15 protein-coding genes, 1 rRNA gene and 1 other annotated feature are annotated in these 18,636 nt (G+C 44.3%); of the genes, 8 read left to right on the top strand and 8 right to left on the bottom strand.

Annotation, left to right across the window (positions count from 1 at the left end; genetic code table 11):
* Positions 1-140: 140 nt before the first annotated feature.
* Positions 141-1,217 carry a 3-deoxy-7-phosphoheptulonate synthase gene (locus tag R7H07_RS13765; protein ID WP_005381904.1) on the top strand — a complete coding sequence of 359 codons (1,077 nt, stop codon included), beginning with the start codon at positions 141-143 and terminating at the stop codon, positions 1,215-1,217.
* A 21-nt stretch (positions 1,218-1,238) separates the two neighbouring features.
* Entirely contained in the window at positions 1,239-2,366 is a 1,128-nt protein-coding gene (gene tyrA / locus R7H07_RS13760; RefSeq protein ID WP_206959259.1) for a bifunctional chorismate mutase/prephenate dehydrogenase, read from the top strand.
* 77 nt (positions 2,367-2,443) lie between these two features.
* On the opposite strand, the gene R7H07_RS13755 is transcribed toward tyrA, so the two are convergent.
* From R7H07_RS13755 to ettA, 3 genes are all read right to left on the bottom strand, one after another.
* Complete coding sequence (locus R7H07_RS13755; RefSeq protein WP_005381900.1) at positions 2,444-3,445, bottom strand: M23 family metallopeptidase; 1,002 nt, start codon at positions 3,443-3,445, stop codon at positions 2,444-2,446.
* Positions 3,446-3,484: 39 nt separating this feature from the next.
* Positions 3,485-3,844: a PilZ domain-containing protein gene (locus tag R7H07_RS13750; protein ID WP_031781006.1), complete on the bottom strand. Its 360-nt coding sequence runs from the start codon at positions 3,842-3,844 to the stop codon at positions 3,485-3,487.
* A gap of 230 nt (positions 3,845-4,074) precedes the next feature.
* Entirely contained in the window at positions 4,075-5,742 is a 1,668-nt protein-coding gene (gene ettA, locus R7H07_RS13745; RefSeq protein ID WP_005381894.1) for an energy-dependent translational throttle protein EttA, read from the bottom strand.
* 364 nt (positions 5,743-6,106) lie between these two features.
* Between ettA and sltY the strand changes: the two genes are divergently transcribed.
* Together sltY and trpR are read left to right on the top strand one after the other, a co-directional pair.
* Positions 6,107-8,053, top strand: a complete 1,947-nt coding sequence (sltY, locus tag R7H07_RS13740; protein ID WP_031812891.1) for a murein transglycosylase — start codon at positions 6,107-6,109, stop codon at positions 8,051-8,053.
* A 13-nt stretch (positions 8,054-8,066) separates the two neighbouring features.
* Entirely contained in the window at positions 8,067-8,375 is a 309-nt protein-coding gene (trpR, locus tag R7H07_RS13735) for a trp operon repressor (protein WP_005381892.1), read from the top strand.
* A 111-nt stretch (positions 8,376-8,486) separates the two neighbouring features.
* On the opposite strand, the gene yjjX is transcribed toward trpR, so the two are convergent.
* The 5 genes from yjjX to bamD form a co-directional block, all read right to left on the bottom strand.
* Positions 8,487-9,020, bottom strand: coding sequence for an inosine/xanthosine triphosphatase (gene yjjX, locus R7H07_RS13730; RefSeq protein ID WP_005381891.1), 534 nt, complete (start codon positions 9,018-9,020; stop codon positions 8,487-8,489).
* Between the two features lie 24 nt (positions 9,021-9,044).
* Positions 9,045-10,223, bottom strand: coding sequence for a prephenate dehydratase (gene pheA / locus R7H07_RS13725; RefSeq protein ID WP_017636154.1), 1,179 nt, complete (start codon positions 10,221-10,223; stop codon positions 9,045-9,047).
* A 12-nt stretch (positions 10,224-10,235) separates the two neighbouring features.
* Positions 10,236-10,357, bottom strand: a sequence feature (Phe leader region).
* A 108-nt stretch (positions 10,358-10,465) separates the two neighbouring features.
* Positions 10,466-10,792 carry a ribosome hibernation-promoting factor, HPF/YfiA family gene (gene hpf, locus R7H07_RS13720; protein WP_005381889.1) on the bottom strand — a complete coding sequence of 109 codons (327 nt, stop codon included), beginning with the start codon at positions 10,790-10,792 and terminating at the stop codon, positions 10,466-10,468.
* 325 nt (positions 10,793-11,117) lie between these two features.
* Positions 11,118-12,599, bottom strand: coding sequence for a lytic transglycosylase F (locus R7H07_RS13715; RefSeq protein ID WP_313895346.1), 1,482 nt, complete (start codon positions 12,597-12,599; stop codon positions 11,118-11,120).
* A 149-nt stretch (positions 12,600-12,748) separates the two neighbouring features.
* On the bottom strand, positions 12,749-13,477 hold the full coding sequence (gene bamD, locus R7H07_RS13710) for an outer membrane protein assembly factor BamD (protein WP_005381876.1): 729 nt from the start codon (positions 13,475-13,477) through the stop codon (positions 12,749-12,751).
* 136 nt (positions 13,478-13,613) lie between these two features.
* Between bamD and rluD the strand changes: the two genes are divergently transcribed.
* The 4 genes from rluD to R7H07_RS13690 form a co-directional block, all read left to right on the top strand.
* Positions 13,614-14,591: a 23S rRNA pseudouridine(1911/1915/1917) synthase RluD gene (gene rluD / locus R7H07_RS13705; RefSeq protein WP_206958067.1), complete on the top strand. Its 978-nt coding sequence runs from the start codon at positions 13,614-13,616 to the stop codon at positions 14,589-14,591.
* Between the two features lies 1 nt (position 14,592).
* Positions 14,593-15,321 carry a peptidoglycan editing factor PgeF gene (gene pgeF / locus R7H07_RS13700; protein ID WP_206958069.1) on the top strand — a complete coding sequence of 243 codons (729 nt, stop codon included), beginning with the start codon at positions 14,593-14,595 and terminating at the stop codon, positions 15,319-15,321.
* Between the two features lie 144 nt (positions 15,322-15,465).
* Complete coding sequence (gene clpB, locus R7H07_RS13695; RefSeq protein WP_005381873.1) at positions 15,466-18,039, top strand: ATP-dependent chaperone ClpB; 2,574 nt, start codon at positions 15,466-15,468, stop codon at positions 18,037-18,039.
* A gap of 522 nt (positions 18,040-18,561) precedes the next feature.
* Positions 18,562-18,636 (top strand): 16S ribosomal RNA (locus R7H07_RS13690); the annotation flags it as partial.

The following is an 18,636-nucleotide window of genomic DNA, read 5'->3' as shown; positions in this document are numbered from 1 at the left end:
ACTGTAAACTTTAATTTACACTAAATGTTTTTTATTCTGTACGCTTGTTTTTCTTTTTTAGCCTGTTATCTTGTCGTTAAAGCTTAGTTGTCTCACCAAGGGTTTGGTTGGGTGTAAAAATAAATATACAGGTTAGAGTTATGCAGAAAAGTGAGTTGAGCAATATTAATATTATCGAAGAACAGGTTCTTATTACTCCGGAGGAACTAAAAACCAAGCTTCCTTTGAGTGAAAAAGCACGTCGCTTTATTCAAGAGTCTCGTCAAACTATCGCTAATATTATTCACAAGAAGGATCACCGCCTGCTTGTTGTATGCGGTCCATGTTCTATCCACGACGTAGAAGCGGCGAAGGATTACGCAAAGCGCCTTAAAGCACTCTCTGAACAACTAAGTGACCAACTGTATATTGTTATGCGTGTTTACTTTGAGAAGCCGCGCACCACGGTCGGCTGGAAAGGCCTGATCAATGATCCACACCTAGACGGCAGTTTCGATATTGAACACGGTCTGCATGTTGGACGCGAACTTCTGGTGGAGTTGGCAGAAATGGAAATCCCGCTCGCGACTGAGGCTCTAGACCCAATTAGCCCACAATACCTGGCGGATACTTTTAGCTGGGCTGCAATCGGCGCACGTACGACGGAGTCACAAACTCACCGTGAAATGGCAAGCGGCCTGTCTATGCCAATCGGTTTTAAGAATGGCACCGATGGCAGTTTGGCAACCGCAATTAACGCGATGCAAGCTGCGTCCTCTAGCCACCGTTTTATGGGAATTAACCGTGAGGGACAAGTCGCACTGTTAACCACCCAGGGCAATGCTAATGGACATGTGATCTTACGTGGCGGCAAGCAAACTAACTACGATTCGGTATCAGTCACTGAGTGTGAGCAAGAGATGGCGAAATCTGGTCTTGATGCTTCATTAATGGTGGATTGCAGTCACGCCAACTCACGTAAAGATTACCGTCGCCAGCCATTAGTCGCGGAGGATGTGATTCATCAAATCCGTGAAGGCAATAAATCTATTATCGGTCTTATGATTGAAAGCCATATCAATGAAGGAAATCAATCTTCTGACTTAGCTCTTGAAGAGATGAAATACGGTGTATCTATCACTGACGCATGTATCAATTGGGATTCAACTGAGGCACTATTACGTCATGCACATGAAGAGCTAGTGCCTTTCTTAGAAAATCGTCTAAAGGCTAATTAATACAGGATTTAAGGAACATCAATGGCAGTTGAACTTAACGCATTACGCGATCAGATTGATGCAGTCGACAAGCAAATGTTGGAGCTATTGGCTCAGCGTTTAGCGCTCGTAGAGAAAGTTGGGGAAGTAAAAAGCGAACATGGCTTGCCAATTTATGCTCCAGACCGCGAAGCGGCGATGTTAGCTTCTCGTCGCGCTGAAGCTGAAAAAATGGGAATTCCTCCACAGCTTATTGAAGATATTCTGCGTCGAACAATGCGTGAGTCTTATGCCAGCGAGAAAGATTCCGGTTTTAAGTGTTTGAACCCTGATTTACGCTCAGTTGTTATTATTGGTGGTAATGGTCAATTGGGTGGCCTGTTTGGGCGTATGTTCAAATTGTCGGGCTACCAGGTCAAAGTTCTCGGCAGTAAAGACTGGGATCGTGCGGATGAGATTCTAGACAACGCGGGTTTAGTCGTGGTCACGGTGCCGATCCATCTAACGGAAGGGGTGATCGAAAAACTGGGGAACTTGCCGCAAGACTGTATTCTGTGTGACCTGACTTCTATCAAATCGAAGCCTCTGCAAGCAATGTTGAATGTGCATCAAGGTCCTGTGGTTGGTTTGCACCCAATGTTTGGCCCAGATGTTCCGAGCCTTGCCAAGCAGGTTATTGTGTACTGTGATGGCCGTGGTCACGAGCATTACCAATGGCTATTGCAACAGTTTGGGATTTGGGGCGCAAGCTTGTGCCAAATCGATGCACAAGAGCACGATCATGGCATGACGTTGATTCAGGCGCTGCGCCACTTCACTTCGTTTGCTTACGGTATGCACCTTAGCAAAGAGAATCCGAACATCGATCAGTTGTTGAAGTTAAGCTCGCCAATCTACCGCCTTGAATTGGCGATGGTGGGACGACTGTTTGGTCAGGATCCGAACTTGTACGGTGATATCATTTTCTCTTCTCAAGAGAATATCGATATGATCAAGCGATTCCATCAGCGTTTAGGTGATGCGGTAGCGATTTTGGATAGCAGAGACAAAGCGCGATTCATCGAAAGCTTTAAGCAGGTGAGTGATTGGTTTGGTACTTATTCTCAACAATTTATGAATGAGAGCCAAAACTTACTCAAACAGGCGAATGATAATATTCATCGCGGCTAATCACGGGTCATTTAGCCGTGCAGAGTCCGAAATAAAAAGAGCAGCGTAAGCTGCTCTTTTTCGTGTTGATGGACAAATCAGTTCGTCGCAGTATTACTCGTATCTTCACTTGATACTGTGTTGATACTGGTATCGCGATAGGGTGAATTGGTTAAATTGACTTGTAGGCGTACAACGTTATCAATCAATTGAACCAAAGGTCCCCATTTCACTTTTTTCTCTTTTTCAAAGACGTCATTGAAGTTTTCTGGCGTCCACTCCATTAAGTATTGAGGGTTGAGTGCTCGTCCGAGGAAGCGTACTTCATAGTGCAAGTGTGGCCCTGTGGAGTTGCCAGAGTTACCGCATTGAGCAATGATGTCGCCTTTACTAACAAACTGACCGCTTTTCACTTTGAAGCGTTGTAGATGAGCAAAGGAGCTCATAAAGCCAAATGAGTGACGAATGGTGACATAGTTACCATAACCACGATTGCTCGGGCGAACGGTTTCCACCACACCGTCAGCCGGTGCCAGGATCTCTTCTCCTCTTTTACAAGTCAGATCGATACCAGTATGAACATGCCTCTTACCTGAAATCGGATTAATACGACTGCCGTAAGAAGAAGAAATACGTTGGTATGTGACTGGACTGTCATTTGGTATCAAACGGAACATCGTCGCGCGAACAGCAGAATCGATAGCGGCTGCGTCAATTCGCTCCTCTAACCCCATGCTGTTCTCATCGATCATCAACTCTTCGTCTGCGAGACCTAAAACCGATTCAACGTCGAATACCCGTTTGCCCAATAGCTGAATTTGATTGTTTTTGTCAGTCAAAGACTGGGAAAGTGAATGATTGGTATCAAGCTGCTCTTCGTAAAGAGCCGTCACTTCGGCCTTTTCACTTTCCAGTTTGGCGATGATTTGTGTTAGTTCGTCTTTATTGTGCATCTGCTGCTGATTAAGGTACCACGCGCCACCAACGACGGCGGGTAATGCCAATACCGAAGCAAATACTGCTAGGACCGAACTGCGGCCCAAATAGAACTGCTGATCGCCGTCTTTCGTCGGGATCTGCATGATGATTTTTTTAGACATAGTTATTGTTACTTAAATAGGCGTTCATTTATTTTTCTCCTAAAAACCAGAGAGGTGCTCTAACTCTCGATTCAGAAGGTCGTTATTGCCTACATTCAATTCTATAAATCGTTTTAGTTGGCTAATGCTTTCGATGTCTACCTTAGCGATCTTCAACCTAATCTCACACTTAGAGACATTCACAATTTGCGCTTTTAACGTAATCACTTGTTCGGATTGATCAAATGAAAAAGTCACATGGACTGGAAGGGTTGGATCCAAAGCCTCAGTTTCTTCCACTTTCATGAGTAAACCATGCAAGGAAAGATCTTGAATCCTAGCTTCAATTGCCAAGTCACGTTGTTCTATCTTAGCTGGAGCTTGATGGAGAATACGTGAAAAGCGTCGTCTCTCTGTCATATGAATATTCTCGTCAGGTCGTCAAACAGAATTGAATAGTATATCAATACGAACAAAAAGTGTTCGATTGTTGTTTGAAAAGTGTCGAGGTCGCTACAGAGTGACGTAAGTGCAATGTCATGTTCTTAACGAACGAGACGGGCTAATGAGCTCTTTTTATAACAAAGAAAACAAAGGCCGCTATGATAGCGGCCTTTGTACAAATTACAATCAAACTTTGTGGGTTGCGATTACTTCGCAATACGCTTGTATTTGATACGGTGTGGTTCTGCGGCTTCAGGACCCAATGTTTTCTTCAACCAATCCATGTACTCTGTGTAGTTACCTTCGTAGAAGTTAACTTGGCCTTCGTCACGGTAGTCAATGATGTGGGTCGCGATACGGTCAAGGAACCAACGGTCGTGCGAGATAACCATTGCACAACCAGGGAACTCTAGTAATGCTTCTTCTAGAGCACGCAGTGTTTCAACGTCAAGGTCGTTGGTTGGTTCGTCGAGTAGCAACACGTTGCCGCCCGCTTTAAGAAGCTTCGCAAGGTGGACACGGTTACGCTCACCACCCGATAGTTCACCAATAATCTTTTGTTGGTCACTGCCTTTAAAGTTAAAGCGTGAACAGTATGCACGAGCTGGGATTTCGAAGTTGTTGATCTTAATGATATCAGCACCTTCAGAGATCTCTTGGAATACGGTTTTAGAATCGTCCATGCTGTCACGGAACTGATCGACAGATGCTAGTTTTACTGTATCGCCCATCTCAATTGTGCCCGAGTCTGGTTGTTCAGTACCACTTAACATCTTGAATAGCGTCGATTTACCTGCGCCGTTAGCACCGATGATACCAACAATTGCACCTTTAGGGATGCTGAATGACAGGTCATCAATTAGAACTCGACCGTCAAATGACTTGGTCAGGTTCTTCACTTCAATAACCTTATCACCTAGACGCTCACCTGGTGGGATAAATAGTTCATTGGTTTCATTACGTTTTTGATGATCAGAGCTTTGCAGTTCTTCAAAGCGAGCCATACGTGCTTTTGACTTCGCTTGACGACCTTTAGGGTTTTTACGTACCCACTCAAGCTCTTTCTCGATAGTCTTTTGGCGAGCACTCTCTTGGGAGGCTTCTTGTTGTAGACGAGCGTCTTTTTGCTCCAGCCATGAGGTGTAGTTGCCTTCCCATGGGATACCTTCACCACGGTCCAGTTCTAAGATCCAGCCCGCAGCGTTATCTAGGAAGTAACGGTCGTGGGTGATGGCTACTACGGTACCTGTGTAATCCACTAAGAAGCGCTCTAGCCAAGCCACTGATTCTGCATCTAGGTGGTTGGTAGGTTCATCAAGCAGTAGCATGTCTGGCTTAGAAAGTAGCAAGCGACAAATAGCCACACGGCGGCGTTCACCACCTGATAGGTGCGCAATTTTTTGGTCCCATTCAGGTAAACGAAGTGCGTTTGCCGCACGCTCAAGCGCATTTTCTAGGTTGTGGCCATCTTTCGCTTGGATAAGGGCTTCTAGCTCGCCTTGCTCTTTTGCAAGTGCGTCGAAGTCTGCATCTGGTTCAGCGTATGCTGCGTAGACTGCGTCCAAACGTTTCAGAGCGTCAGCAACGTCAGCAACCGCTTCTTCAACAACTTCACGAACGGTTTTTGATTCGTCTAATACTGGTTCCTGAGGTAGGTAACCTACGTTTAGACCAGGTTGTGGACGCGCTTCACCGTCGATATCCGTGTCGATACCTGCCATGATACGTAGCAGTGTGGATTTACCTGCACCGTTCAGACCTAAAACACCGATTTTCGCACCAGGGAAGAAGCTCAGAGAGATGTCTTTAAGAATTTGACGCTTAGGTGGCACAATTTTGCTCACCCGCGACATGGTATATACGTATTCAGCCATTGCCGATCGTTCCTAAATTAACTGTCATTCAAACCCATCATTTTATACCAAGTGCTTTGTTTTTGTTACCGCATTGCAAGAATTTCCCTAACGAATGGATTTCTTATTTTGAGCTGACCGGAAACTTACACGGTTAGGGTATACACTTTTGTTATTCGTTAAGAATGACGAAGTGTTTTCTATGCGAGTTAGAAACGCTTTGTCTCCATCGTCTTAAAAGTTTGACGAGTACAATTTTTAATACACTAAGTTGCTTTACATGGACATCTGCATTCTGTGTAAATAGATGCATGTGTGAAAATTGCCTTAACATCACATGAACTCTAACAAAACTAGGCTTTAGGGCAGTATATGTCTGGGGAAAATGACACAAATGAGATTCAACGTATCTGAATTGGCTAAAAACGTATGCTGCGCCGCCGCGTTGTGTGCTATGAGTTTGAGTGCTAATGCCGCGCTGAGTTTGGAAAAGCAGCGCGAAGTATATGAGCAAGCTCAAGATTTATTAGATAAAAATGACATCGACGGATACCTTTCGATTCGTCCTAAAATTTCTGACTATCCACTAACGCCTTATGTGGATTACCGCACTTTTATTAGACAGTTACCGGAAAAGTCACCACAACAGGTGAACGAGTTTATTTCTGAGCACGAGTCTTTTCCATTTTCTCGTCGAGTTCGCGCTCCATACCTCAATCATCTTTATAAGCAAAAAGATTGGAAAACCATTACTGAGTTTCAAAAAGTCATTCCTAGTGGTGAGCGTTACCAATGTATTTTCTACGTCGCTCAATTAAAGCAAGGCAAGAAAGTCGCGGCGTTTAAAGGGGCTGAACATATGTGGTTACGTGGCATCAGCATTGCTGATGAGTGTGACCCATTATTTGAAGCATGGGACAAGGCGGGTGAGCGTACCGATGAACTGATTCTACAGCGTATGTTACTGGCGTTTGATGCTCGTAATGGCGGTTTGATGAGTTACTTGCTCAAACTGCCTAAATCAGCGCAGGCAAAGCAACAAGCCAAAGAAATGAAAGCGTTGTTTGATAATCCTTCAAGTGTTGCGGAATTCGCGAAGAAAAAACCTGCGAATGATTTTAATCGAGCGCAAAGTGAATATGCGTTAGAAAAGTTGGCTCGCATGAACACTAGCCAAGCACAAGGTGCGTACGATGCTGTCATTAAAGGACAGAAGTTTTCTCCAGAAAAAGCGCAAGAACTTGCCGACTATATTGCATTTCGATTGACTCGTACGGAGTCTGAGTCATTAGCTAAATGGCGCGATGATAAAACGAAAACCAGTCAGTACTTACCGTTGATTGAAACGCGCATCCGCTTAGCGATTCAAAATGCAGATTGGAAAGGCGTACAAGAGTGGATTGCTGTTCTAAATAAAGAAGAACAAGCCACGCTACGCTGGCAATATTGGCTTGGAAGAAGTGAAATAGCGTTAGGTGATGACATCGCGGGGAAACAGCGTTTAGCAACTCTGCTTGGGCAACGAAACTTCTACAGTGTGGCTGCCGCCAATGCAATCGGGCAATCAATCAAATACCCAACGCATACGGTTAAGTTGGATAAGAAAGTTGTTCAACCCTATCAAGACTCGTTAGCTCGTATCGAAGAGTTGATCGCGACGGATAAAATCGCAGCAGCGAAGAGTGAATGGGCACACTTACTGCGCCGCGTAGGGAAAGATGAAAAGGCGATGTTGGCGGCTTATGCATCATTTAAACGTTGGCATCACCTAACGGTGACCGCGAGTATTCAAGCGCAGATGTGGGATAATATCGAACTTAGGTTCCCAATAGCACACCGCTGGTGGTTTAACTTTTATGCGAAAAAGCACAACATTGATCCCGTCACGATGATGTCTCTCGCTCGACAGGAAAGTGCGTTAGATGTTGAAGCCCGCTCTCCAGTTGGCGCTCGTGGTCTTATGCAGATCATGCCTGCGACGGCGAAGTACACGGCACGTAAATATAAGTTGAGTTATCAAGGTACGCAGGATCTCTACAATGTAGGAAAAAATATCGAAATTGGTAGCCATTATTTGCAAGGTTTATTAGAGGATTACGATAATAATCGTATTTTTGCTCTTGCTGCTTATAATGCAGGTCCTAACAGAGTAAAAACGTGGCGAGAGCGTACCCAAGGAAAAGTGGATGCTTATGCCTTTATTGAGGCAATTCCATTTAAAGAGACGCGCGGTTATGTACAAAACATCTTGATGTTTGAAACATACTATCGTGATCTTTTGGGTATCGATGGCGCGTTCTTGAATCAACATGAGATCAATACCAAGTATTGAGTGAGGTAACTTGATGTCGCACGAACCCGAGTATAAAGACTGGCAACAGATTATTGAGCTAATTCGAACAAGTATGGGCACCCAGCAAGATGACATGCTGTTAACTATGCTGATGTCACGTGATGAGAGAGAGTCATTAATATCACGCGTTAATATAATTAACGAACTTCTTAAAGGAGAATTATCTCAACGTCAGATCAGTCAGATGCTTGGTGTGGGCATTGCCACCATTACTCGTGGCTCTAACGAACTAAAGTCGAAATCTGATGAAGAAAAAGACAAGTTGAAAGTCTTGTTAGAACAAGTTGCGGTATCTAAGTAGACAGTATATCCAATTTGCTTTTAGGCCTTGGTGTTACAAGTGACTAAGATAACGTATTACAAAGGGCGGAAATATCCGCCCTTTTTGCGTATCTAGAGACTAGGCTGAGTGTTATAAATTTGAAGGAAAATGCTCAGGGTTTGTGAATGGAATTAAAGCCAGAATCAAGGCTTGGTGATAGACCGAGCTTCGAGTTAGCTGGTTTTGGGTTAGCAGGCTAATAGCGCCACCTTTCTGTTTGATATTATCAGTACCAAACACTTCGTCCATTACATCTCCCAACTCATTCGCATCCTTGAGTTTTTCCAAGACTTTTGGCGGCAACATTAAGCTTGCAGAACGAGATTCACCGCGGTGAGTCTCTGACTCAACCACCATCCAAGCAAACGTCACGTTTGCTTCAATTCCCGCTTCGAGACCGACATAGTAATCCGCGTTTGGCATCTCTACTTTTGCGTTTTTAACGCGGTTTAGCGCACCACGATGAGTTTCTTCATTCGTCATGGGCTGATCTGCGACCTCACTCGGTACACTGATGCCAACGAAGTTGAACTCTTGATGCGGAAATGCATTACGAAATGCACTTTGAACTGCATTAATTTTGGCTGGGTTTAGCGATGCGATTACGACTTTTTGGGTTGCCATGATCTTTTTACTCACTGGTGTCTATTAACTCAATTTTACTTGGGTAGGCTTTACGTTCTCACTAGGGTAACAGCCTAATACTTTCAAGTGTTTAGTTATTTTTGTTAGCTCTTCTAGTGCCTGTTGCATTTCTGTCGAAGCAAGATGTGATGTCAAGTCTACGTAGAACATCTCTTCCCACGGGTTCCCCATAATTGGGCGTGATTCTAGCTTGGTCATATTGATGCCGTAACGTTGCAGCACTAATAGTGTTTCAACCAATGAGCCTGCCTCTTGGGAGGTCGACATGATCAATGTGGTTTTTGCTGGAATCTGAGTAGAAACTTCAACCGGTTTACGAGCAACCACGATAAAGCGAGTATGATTTTCGGTTTGGTTTGCGATGTTGCCTTGAATTGCTTGCAAGCCATATAGCTTACCGCTTGATGCATTACCAATTGCAGCCACATCATCACGATCCATCTCTTGGACTTTCTGCATTGCATCTGCTGTGCTCGCGCAGGACTCCAGCTTTACCCCTTTCATACGGCTTAAAAACTCACTGCACTGTTGGTGTGGCTGAGGGTGAGAATACAGCGTTTTAATATCTTCCAGACGAATGTCTTTTTTCGCAACCAAGCAGTGTTCGATTGGTTGAGTTAGCTCTCCAACGATGTAAAGCGTCGTGTGTTGTAGTAAGTCATACACTTCATTAATAGAGCCTGAGCTGGTGTTTTCGATTGGCAGAACGCCATAATCAGCATGGCCAGATTCAACCGTTTGAGTCACTTCTTTAAAGTGCTCGCAGTTGAGCTCGATAAGCTCCGTATTTTTACGACTGAAGTATTCGCGACTTGCCAAGTGCGAATAAGAGCCTTTGGCTCCTAAAAAAGCGACGCGAGCAAGTGGCTTACGGCTTTGCTGTGGGTTAACGAGATTTTGCAGATAACTTTGTTGAAGCAGAACTGAGTCTTCAATGATGGTATGGAAAAGCTTGGTGATGTACTGCGCGTCAAGTTCGTATTTATCTTGGCCATTAGAAATCAGCTTGACCAATAATTGCTGTTCACGGACGGCGTCGCGAACAGGCTTTGAGGTTTGTACTTTGCTTTTGGCTACTTCAATGCTGAGTTTACGGCGCTCAGACAATAAGCTGAGAAGTTGGTCATCCAACTCATTCAAGCGTAAACGAATTTCTTCGAGGGAAATAGGTTGGTCAGTCATCAATTCTTTCCTTATAAAAAAGCCTCCCGATTTGGGAGGCTTTCTGTTTGTTTTTGACTTTTCTTTCACAAACGAGTTCGCCCCTCCAACTATGGGAGGAAAAAGAAGTCAAAAATAAACAGTGAGGTTAAATGCATAAATAGTGCTTAATTTATGAGTGTTTAAACACAATAAGCAAGGCTGGGGAGAGCGTCAAGCAAAAAAATAGCGCCTTTCGGCGCTATTTCCTCAATCTGTTCAGTTTACTCTTCTTCTTCCACTAGCTCAGGCTTACTTGCACGTCGAGCTTCAGGTTTGTGGGTCAGCTTGTTCAATTGTCGTTCTAGTTTTTGCTCCACTTCGTTGATAGCTGCGTAAAGATCTTCGTGAGTTGCTGAGGCAATGAGCTGGCCTTTAGGAACTTTGATAACCGCTTCGAATTTCTTCTGTTTGTTTGGTTCCTCACTGAAAGTTGCTTGGCAACCAATTAGGTCTACTTGCCATTTCTCCAGTTTTTTAAATTTGCTCTCAATATGAGCTCGGATTGCAGAGGTGATTTCGATGTTTTTGCCAGTGATATTCATTGTCATAAGTGTTTTTCCTCTGTTGCATCCCTCATGGGTTGAGTTCAGATTACCGCTTTAAGCATAAAAAAATGTGATTCAGATCATTATTTTGCTCGGGTTTTTTATGATGAAAAATGAATGTGATCTCACTCAAGAACTTCTGAGATTTATCGTGAAATTGCTTGTTATCGGTTAGTAAATCCGTAGATTGGATAGAGTACTCAGCTGAAAACGGCCTCGTTTTTAGGGAAGTTTTACGGCCTAATATTTGAGGTGGTTAAAATTTAACTACACGTAAGGTGTGATGACGATCACTGAGTCTCTCCAATGAATCCATTTAAAAAGCCGCTTACTGTACAAGCGGCTTTTTACTGCCTGGCATTTGGCTGACTTTTCGTAGCGGTATCATGAAAATGGGGTCTTTTGGGGCTAGTGAAACCCTTTCTAGACTTTTGACTTGGTCCAAACTTTCTAGTTGTTTGTATATTATGTAGTAGCGATTAATGCTTGTGACGTACCCAACCGTTGAGCTTAAACTTTTCCGCATAACGACTTCCACGTTATTAAACCAAACATTAGGATCGTAACCTTGTTGGGCTGCACGCTTACGAATACGCTCTACATTGCCGGGGCCCGCATTGTAAGCCGCCAATGTAAAGTAGAGTTTATTTTGTGCAGTAATATCAGGATCACTGAAGTACTGCTTACGCAAAAAAGCTAAGTATTTCACTCCAGCATGAATGTTGTTTTCTAATTGTCGAACATTTTTGATATTGATATTCGGATCTTGAGCGGTGCTGGGTAGGACTTGCATTATGCCAACGGCACCTCGGCTTCCAACTAGGTCGTTATTAAATCCTGATTCCTTGTAAGCGATTGCAGCGATCAGTAAATAGTCGATATCGTATTTCTCACCATAGCGTGAAAATAGCGCTGCGAGTTTTTCTAGTTGAGCAATTTTCTTAGGGTTAAGAGCTCTGTTCAACCATCCCGTGTTATCGATGTATTTACCGTAAATAACGTTACCGAGTAGTGTCCCAGAGCGAGACTTCTGGATGAACTTATTCACGACGGCTTTTAATTTGGGACTATTTTCTCGCATTGCCCAAGCAATTTTGCCATTTTTGCGGATAGGGATTTTTTTGTGCACCCGAATATCATCCATCACTTTCAGCCAAAGCTTGGCTTTATGGCTATCGAGAACAATGGCTTTGACGTAACCATTGTTGAGCATTCCGACCAGCTCATAATCTTGAAGTGTTTCTTCAATAAAGTGCACGATAACAGGCGGTAAGCCTTTTTTGTTTAGTTTCTTATTTAGTGTCTGAATGCTTTCAAAGTAGCTAGAGCTGGCGCGCACCCAAATCTCTTTGCCGCTCAGTTGTTCGATTTTCGTCATCGTTGGTGTGCTTTTGTTTGTCACTACCCACTCTTGAATGTCAGTGAGAATGGGTGAACTGAACTCCACTTTCTGTTTGCGCGTGTCGGTAATAGTCAGGTTGGCGACAACTAAGTCACCTGAACCGTTTTCTAAGGCTGGCAGTAGCTGGTCGCGGGCAACAGGAATAATTTGTACGTTAAGCTTTGGTTTGAGTTTACGAAGGTCTTTTTCGAAATGCGCCAGCAATTCCGCGCCTATGCCTTTTGGTGTGCCGCCCTCAATGTAGTAAAAGCCTAAATCGGCAGAAACTAAGACGCGCAGTACATTCTTATCTTTGATGACATCGAGGTCCCCAGTGTAAGGAGGCTGTTTGAGCGGCGAGATTTGCAGTGCGCAAACGGAAGCAGACAATAGGAGCAGCATAACTGCGCAAAGCTTAGATATCGTCACGTTCACATCCTTTTTATAAAGGGGGGGAGGAGAACTTTAAGCATATGTGGAGCTAGGAAGATCATCAAGAAAGGGCTGAATACACTATTGAGAGTAATAAAAAACCGCCACGGTAAAAACGGTGGCGGTTCAGTTTAAAGCAAGTTCAATTACTTCACAGGGTTGAGCTCGATAAGCTTTTCAGTTCTTGCTACGGCGTCTTCCAAACCAAGTTGCTTGTAGGCCTCTAGCTGGATAGTCAGTGACTTACGTGCAGCTTCTGTGTCTGGATACGCTTTTTGTAGCTCTTGGCTGCGATTAATAGCAGCGACCCAAGCTTCACGGCGAAGGTAGAAGTCAGCAGTCGCTAAATCATAGTTCGCTAGACGGTTTTTCAGCGCAACCATACGTTTTTGTGAATCTTCTGCATATGGGCTATTCGGGTAGCGTTGAAGTAGTTTTTTGAAGTCATCAAACGCTTTTTTTACCGGTTCAGGATCGCGATCGCTTCGATCTACGCTGAATAAATCATGCATAAAGTTACGATCTTGCGCCATGTGGCTTAGACCTCGCATGTACAGCACCCAATCCATCTTTTCATGGGTTGGGTTTAAACGCATAAAGCGAGAAATGGTTGCCAAGCCCAAAGCAAGGTCGTCGTTTTTGTAGTACGCATAGATTAGGTCAAGCTGCACCTGTTCTGAGTAGGCACCGAATGGGTAACGTGAGTCTAATGCTTCCAGTTTCTCAATTGCAGAAAGCCAATTACCACTTTGAAGAGAAATCTGTGCGTCTGCATACAGTTCCGAAGGCGGCACATCAGGAACGATTTCTTCTTTGCTTGCACATCCAAACAGAAGGGATACCGCTAAAAGGCCTGTTAAAGTCTGACGTTTCATATCAGGAGTCTGTTCCTTGAATCTAAATATTTCTTAAGCTGCCGTTACTTTCTTTCCAGTAACAGATACAATGACGTAATAGTCTATTTTTTCACAGTCGTGAGCATTAGTCTCACAGTTTTTAAAAAAGTTCGATATGGCTCAGCAGATTGTATTAACAAATACCGTAAAAGATAGCCAGTTAGGTCAACGTTTAGACCAAGCTATCGCCGAATTATTCGCGGACTTCTCTCGCTCGCGCCTAAAAGAGTGGCTGCTTGATGGGAAAGTTCAAGTTGATGGTGAAGTTGTCACTAAACCTCGTACCAAAGTAATGGGTGGCGAGGAAATTACATTGCAAGCCGAGTTAGAAGATGAAGAACGCTGGGAAGCGCAAGATATCCCGCTAGATATCGTCTATGAAGATGAAGATATTATCGTTATCAACAAACCTCGTGACTTTGTGGTTCATCCGGGCGCTGGTACGCCTGATGGCACTGTACTTAATGCGTTGTTGCATCATTACCCTGATATTGCAGAAGTACCTCGTGCAGGTATCGTGCACCGTTTGGATAAAGACACAACGGGTTTGATGGTGGTGGCGAAAACCGTTCCTGCACAAACTCGTCTGGTTCGCGCACTGCAAAAACGTAATATTACTCGTGAGTACGAAGCGATCGCTATTGGTCGTATGACTGCGGGCGGTAAAGTGGATCAACCTATTGGTCGTCACTCTACTAAGCGCACGCTTATGGCGGTGGCACCAATGGGCAAACCAGCCGTAACGCACTACCGTGTTGCTGAACGCTTCCGCGAACACACGCGTATTCGCTTGCGTCTAGAAACGGGTCGTACGCACCAGATTCGTGTGCACATGTCTTACCTTCAGCATCCGTTGCTCGGTGATATTGCATATGGTGGACGTGCTCGCATCCCGACAGGTGCGTCTGAAGAGCTAACGGCAATGATCCGGGGTTTCGATCGCCAAGCATTGCACGCAGTAATGCTGCGCTTTGAGCACCCAATTACGAGCGAAGTTCTTGAGTTTCATGCTCCAGTGCCTGATGACATGGTGGTGATGACTGAAGCGCTTCGTCAAGATACAGAAGAGCACGGCTTACCGGAAGAATTCTAATATGAAGACGATCATTCCGAATTGGCCAGCGCCTAAAAATGTCAAAGCTTTCGCCTCAACACGCATAGGCGGATTTTCGACAGGCCCTTACCAAGGGCTAAATTTAGGTACTCACGTTGGGGATGATTTGTCTTTAGTAGAGAAGAACCGAGCTTGGTTGGCGCAACAGGCAAGCATGCCAAATGCGCCAATCTGGTTAAACCAAACGCATTCAACCGTTGTGGCTCAAGCAAATGAACCAACAACACAGGTGCTTGATGCGGATGGTGTATTTACTTCTTCAAGCCATGTTGTTTGTTCAGCGATGACCGCCGATTGTTTACCTTTATTATTGACTAATACACAAGGTACGCAAGTAGCCGCAGTTCACGCAGGTTGGCGCGGCTTAGCAAATGGCATTGTCGAAAATGCGTTAGCGTTGTTTTCTGGTGAAGTGATAGCGTGGCTTGGCCCCGCCATTGGCCCTCAAGCCTTCGAAGTGGGTGAAGATGTTCTGCAAGCTTTTGTTGATTTTGATTCACAGGCGAATCAAGCATTTGCTCCACGCGATATCGACGGTAAATGGTTTGCTGACATGTCGGTGCTGGCAACGCAACGTCTAAACCGGGCTGGTGTGACACAAGTGTTTGATTCTGGACTTTGTACTTACCAAGATAAAGCCTCTTTTTACTCTTATCGCCGTGATGGTAAGACTGGTCGACAAGCAACCTTTATTTGGATCGAAGACTAGCTATAAGCACCAAAGTGCTAAGATGCATACTACTATTTTTGCAAAGCTATCTTTATTCATTCACTCCCTTGAAATTCCCCTCCTGAGTATCCATCTTTCTAACTGTCAAAAGAATTTCCTTTAGTTGAGGTTAGGAAGGTAGATATGCGTCTTGATCGATTCACAAGTAAGTTTCAAATCGCTATCTCTGATGCTCAATCACTAGCGTTAGGGCGCGATCATCAATATATCGAGCCAGTTCACCTCATGGTGGCTTTGCTTGATCAAAATGGCAGTCCAATTCGTCCATTGCTTACTATGCTGGATGTGGACGTAACGCATTTACGCTCTAAATTGAGTGAAATGTTAGATCGATTACCAAAAGTCAGTGGCATCGGTGGGGATGTTCAGCTCTCTAGCTCGATGGGCACATTGTTTAACCTGTGTGACAAAGTGGCGCAAAAGCGTCAAGACTCCTATATCTCGTCTGAAGTCTTCCTGCTTGCCGCTTTAGAAGATCGCGGACCATTGGGGCAATTGCTCAAAGAGATCGGTTTAACAGAGCAAAAAGTCAGCCAGGCAATCGAAAAGATCAGAGGTGGTCAAAAGGTCAATGATCCGAATGCAGAAGAGCTTCGTCAAGCATTGGAAAAGTTCACCATAGACCTTACCGAACGTGCAGAGCAAGGTAAATTGGATCCGGTTATCGGCCGTGATGATGAGATCCGTCGTACTATCCAGGTATTGCAGCGTCGTACTAAAAACAACCCTGTGATTATCGGTGAACCAGGCGTAGGTAAGACAGCAATTGTTGAAGGCTTAGCGCAGCGCATAGTTAACAACGAAGTACCTGAAGGTCTGCGTGGTCGCCGTGTGCTATCACTGGATATGGGCGCACTGGTTGCTGGCGCGAAATACCGTGGGGAATTTGAAGAGCGTTTAAAATCAGTATTGAATGAACTTGCTAAAGAAGAAGGCAACGTCATCCTCTTCATTGATGAACTACACACTATGGTCGGTGCTGGTAAAGGTGAAGGCTCAATGGATGCGGGCAACATGCTAAAACCGGCATTAGCTCGTGGTGAGCTGCACTGTGTTGGCGCAACAACATTGGATGAATATCGTCAGTACATCGAAAAAGATGCAGCATTAGAACGTCGTTTCCAAAAAGTGCTGGTGGATGAGCCGACCGTTGAGGATACCGTGGCGATTTTACGTGGCTTGAAGGAGCGTTATGAGCTTCATCATCACGTCGAAATTACCGACCCAGCGATTGTTGCTGCGGCGAGTTTGTCACATCGCTATGTCTCCGACCGTCAGTTGCCGGATAAAGCGATCGACTTAATCGACGAAGCGGCTTCAAGCATTCGTTTACAAATTGACTCTAAGCCGGAGTCCTTGGATAAGCTTGAGCGTAAAATCATCCAACTCAAAATTGAGCAGCAAGCACTAAGTAACGAGCACGATGAAGCGAGTGAAAAGCGTTTGAAAGCGCTTAATGAAGAACTCAATGAAAAAGAACGTGAGTACGCTGAACTAGAAGAGGTTTGGAATACAGAAAAAGCAGCTCTTTCTGGTACTCAACATATTAAGTCTGAGCTTGAACAAGCTCGTATGGACATGGAGTTTGCTCGCCGAGCTGGTGATCTAAACCGCATGTCGGAGCTTCAATATGGTCGTATTCCTGAACTTGAGAAGCAGTTAGATCTTGCAACCCAAGCTGAAATGCAGGAAATGACGCTATTGCGTAATAAAGTAACCGACAACGAGATTGCAGAAGTACTTTCTAAGCAAACCGGTATTCCGGTATCCAAGATGCTAGAAGCGGAAAAAGAGAAACTACTTCGCATGGAAGACGTGCTGCATAATCGTGTGGTAGGTCAAAGCGAAGCGGTCTCTGTTGTATCGAATGCCATTCGTCGTAGTCGAGCTGGGCTTTCTGATCCAAACCGACCAATTGGCTCTTTCTTATTCTTAGGTCCAACTGGTGTGGGTAAAACAGAGCTTTGTAAGACACTTGCGAGCTTTATGTTCGACAGTGAAGATGCGATGGTCCGTATCGATATGTCTGAGTTCATGGAGAAACACTCAGTGGCAAGGTTGGTTGGTGCACCTCCAGGCTATGTCGGGTATGAAGAGGGTGGTTACTTAACTGAAGCGGTTCGTCGCAAGCCGTATTCGGTAATTTTGTTAGACGAAGTAGAGAAAGCGCATCCGGATGTATTTAACATTCTGCTGCAAGTTCTCGATGATGGGCGTTTAACGGATGGTCAAGGTCGTACTGTTGACTTCCGTAATACGGTTGTGATCATGACATCTAACTTGGGTTCATCTCGTATCCAAGAGAATTTCGCAACATTAGACTATCAAGGTATCAAGAGTGAAGTGATGGATGTGGTTAGCAAACACTTCCGCCCAGAGTTCTTGAACCGTGTTGACGAAATCGTGGTGTTCCATCCACTTGGTCAAGAACACATTAAGTCCATTGCTTCTATTCAATTGGAACGTTTGGCGAAACGACTAGAGGAGAAAGGCTATCAACTAGAAGTTTCCGACAAAGCGCTCGATTTGATCGCTCAAGTTGGTTTCGATCCTGTGTATGGTGCGCGTCCTTTAAAACGTGCAATTCAGCAGAATGTCGAGAACCCGTTAGCCAAATCAATTCTGTCTGGTGAAATCGTTCCAGACAAGACAGTGCAGCTAATTGTTACTAATGACCAAATTTGTGCTCATCAATAATTGTATGGATACAGTAAAATTGAGATAAAAATCACACTAAAGGGGCCGTTTGGCCCCTTTTCTATAGTTTTTTAGAGTCTTTTGTCTGTTTTCTATACGAATAAACTAAAAAGGTGAGTTTTTTTAAAAAATGCACTTGTGTTCTTTGATGAACTCCCTATAATGCGCCTCCGTTGTCACGGGAAAGCAAGTGAAGCGGAACCTAAACAACTACGGTTAGTGAGTTAAAATTAACTCGCAGATAAATAACTTAAAAAAGTGTTTGACACGATAAGTTATCTAGCTAAAATGGCCGTCCACTTTGAAGAGAACTTCGAAGTGTGCTCTTTAAAAATATAGACCTATCAATCTGTGTGGGCACTCGTTGATGATAATCCAATTAGAAGCTTAGGCTTCAAATTAGGTTTCAATGATACGAAGTGACCATTGAATCGAAAGATTCAGCACAGTCAATTCAAACATTACTTCTGCTATTTATTAGCGAAAGGAATGTTCAGTATTCATTGAGCCGAACAAAATCTTAAATTGAAGAGTTTGATCATGGCTCAGATTGAACGCTGGCGGCAGGCCTAACACATGCAAGTCGAGCGGAAACGA

This window comes from Vibrio sp. Vb1127, from assembly GCF_033338735.1.
Taxonomy (GTDB): domain Bacteria; phylum Pseudomonadota; class Gammaproteobacteria; order Enterobacterales; family Vibrionaceae; genus Vibrio; species Vibrio alginolyticus.
The sequence above is the reverse complement of the archived record's forward strand: the minus strand, read 5'-3'. Positions and strand labels throughout refer to the sequence as shown.

Bases quoted from the DNA above. Each gene is read 5' to 3' on its own strand.
- R7H07_RS13765 (WP_005381904.1), top strand. From the start codon at position 141: ATGCAGAAAAGTGAGTTGAGCAATATTAATATTATCGAAGAACAGGTT.
- tyrA (WP_206959259.1), top strand. From the start codon at position 1,239: ATGGCAGTTGAACTTAACGCATTACGCGATCAGATTGATGCAGTCGAC.
- R7H07_RS13755 (WP_005381900.1), bottom strand. From the start codon at position 3,445: ATGTCTAAAAAAATCATCATGCAGATCCCGACGAAAGACGGCGATCAG.
- R7H07_RS13750 (WP_031781006.1), bottom strand. From the start codon at position 3,844: ATGACAGAGAGACGACGCTTTTCACGTATTCTCCATCAAGCTCCAGCT.
- ettA (WP_005381894.1), bottom strand. From the start codon at position 5,742: ATGGCTGAATACGTATATACCATGTCGCGGGTGAGCAAAATTGTGCCA.
- sltY (WP_031812891.1), top strand. From the start codon at position 6,107: ATGACACAAATGAGATTCAACGTATCTGAATTGGCTAAAAACGTATGC.
- trpR (WP_005381892.1), top strand. From the start codon at position 8,067: ATGTCGCACGAACCCGAGTATAAAGACTGGCAACAGATTATTGAGCTA.
- yjjX (WP_005381891.1), bottom strand. From the start codon at position 9,020: ATGGCAACCCAAAAAGTCGTAATCGCATCGCTAAACCCAGCCAAAATT.
- pheA (WP_017636154.1), bottom strand. From the start codon at position 10,223: ATGACTGACCAACCTATTTCCCTCGAAGAAATTCGTTTACGCTTGAAT.
- hpf (WP_005381889.1), bottom strand. From the start codon at position 10,792: ATGACAATGAATATCACTGGCAAAAACATCGAAATCACCTCTGCAATC.
- bamD (WP_005381876.1), bottom strand. From the start codon at position 13,477: ATGAAACGTCAGACTTTAACAGGCCTTTTAGCGGTATCCCTTCTGTTT.
- rluD (WP_206958067.1), top strand. From the start codon at position 13,614: ATGGCTCAGCAGATTGTATTAACAAATACCGTAAAAGATAGCCAGTTA.
- pgeF (WP_206958069.1), top strand. From the start codon at position 14,593: ATGAAGACGATCATTCCGAATTGGCCAGCGCCTAAAAATGTCAAAGCT.
- clpB (WP_005381873.1), top strand. From the start codon at position 15,466: ATGCGTCTTGATCGATTCACAAGTAAGTTTCAAATCGCTATCTCTGAT.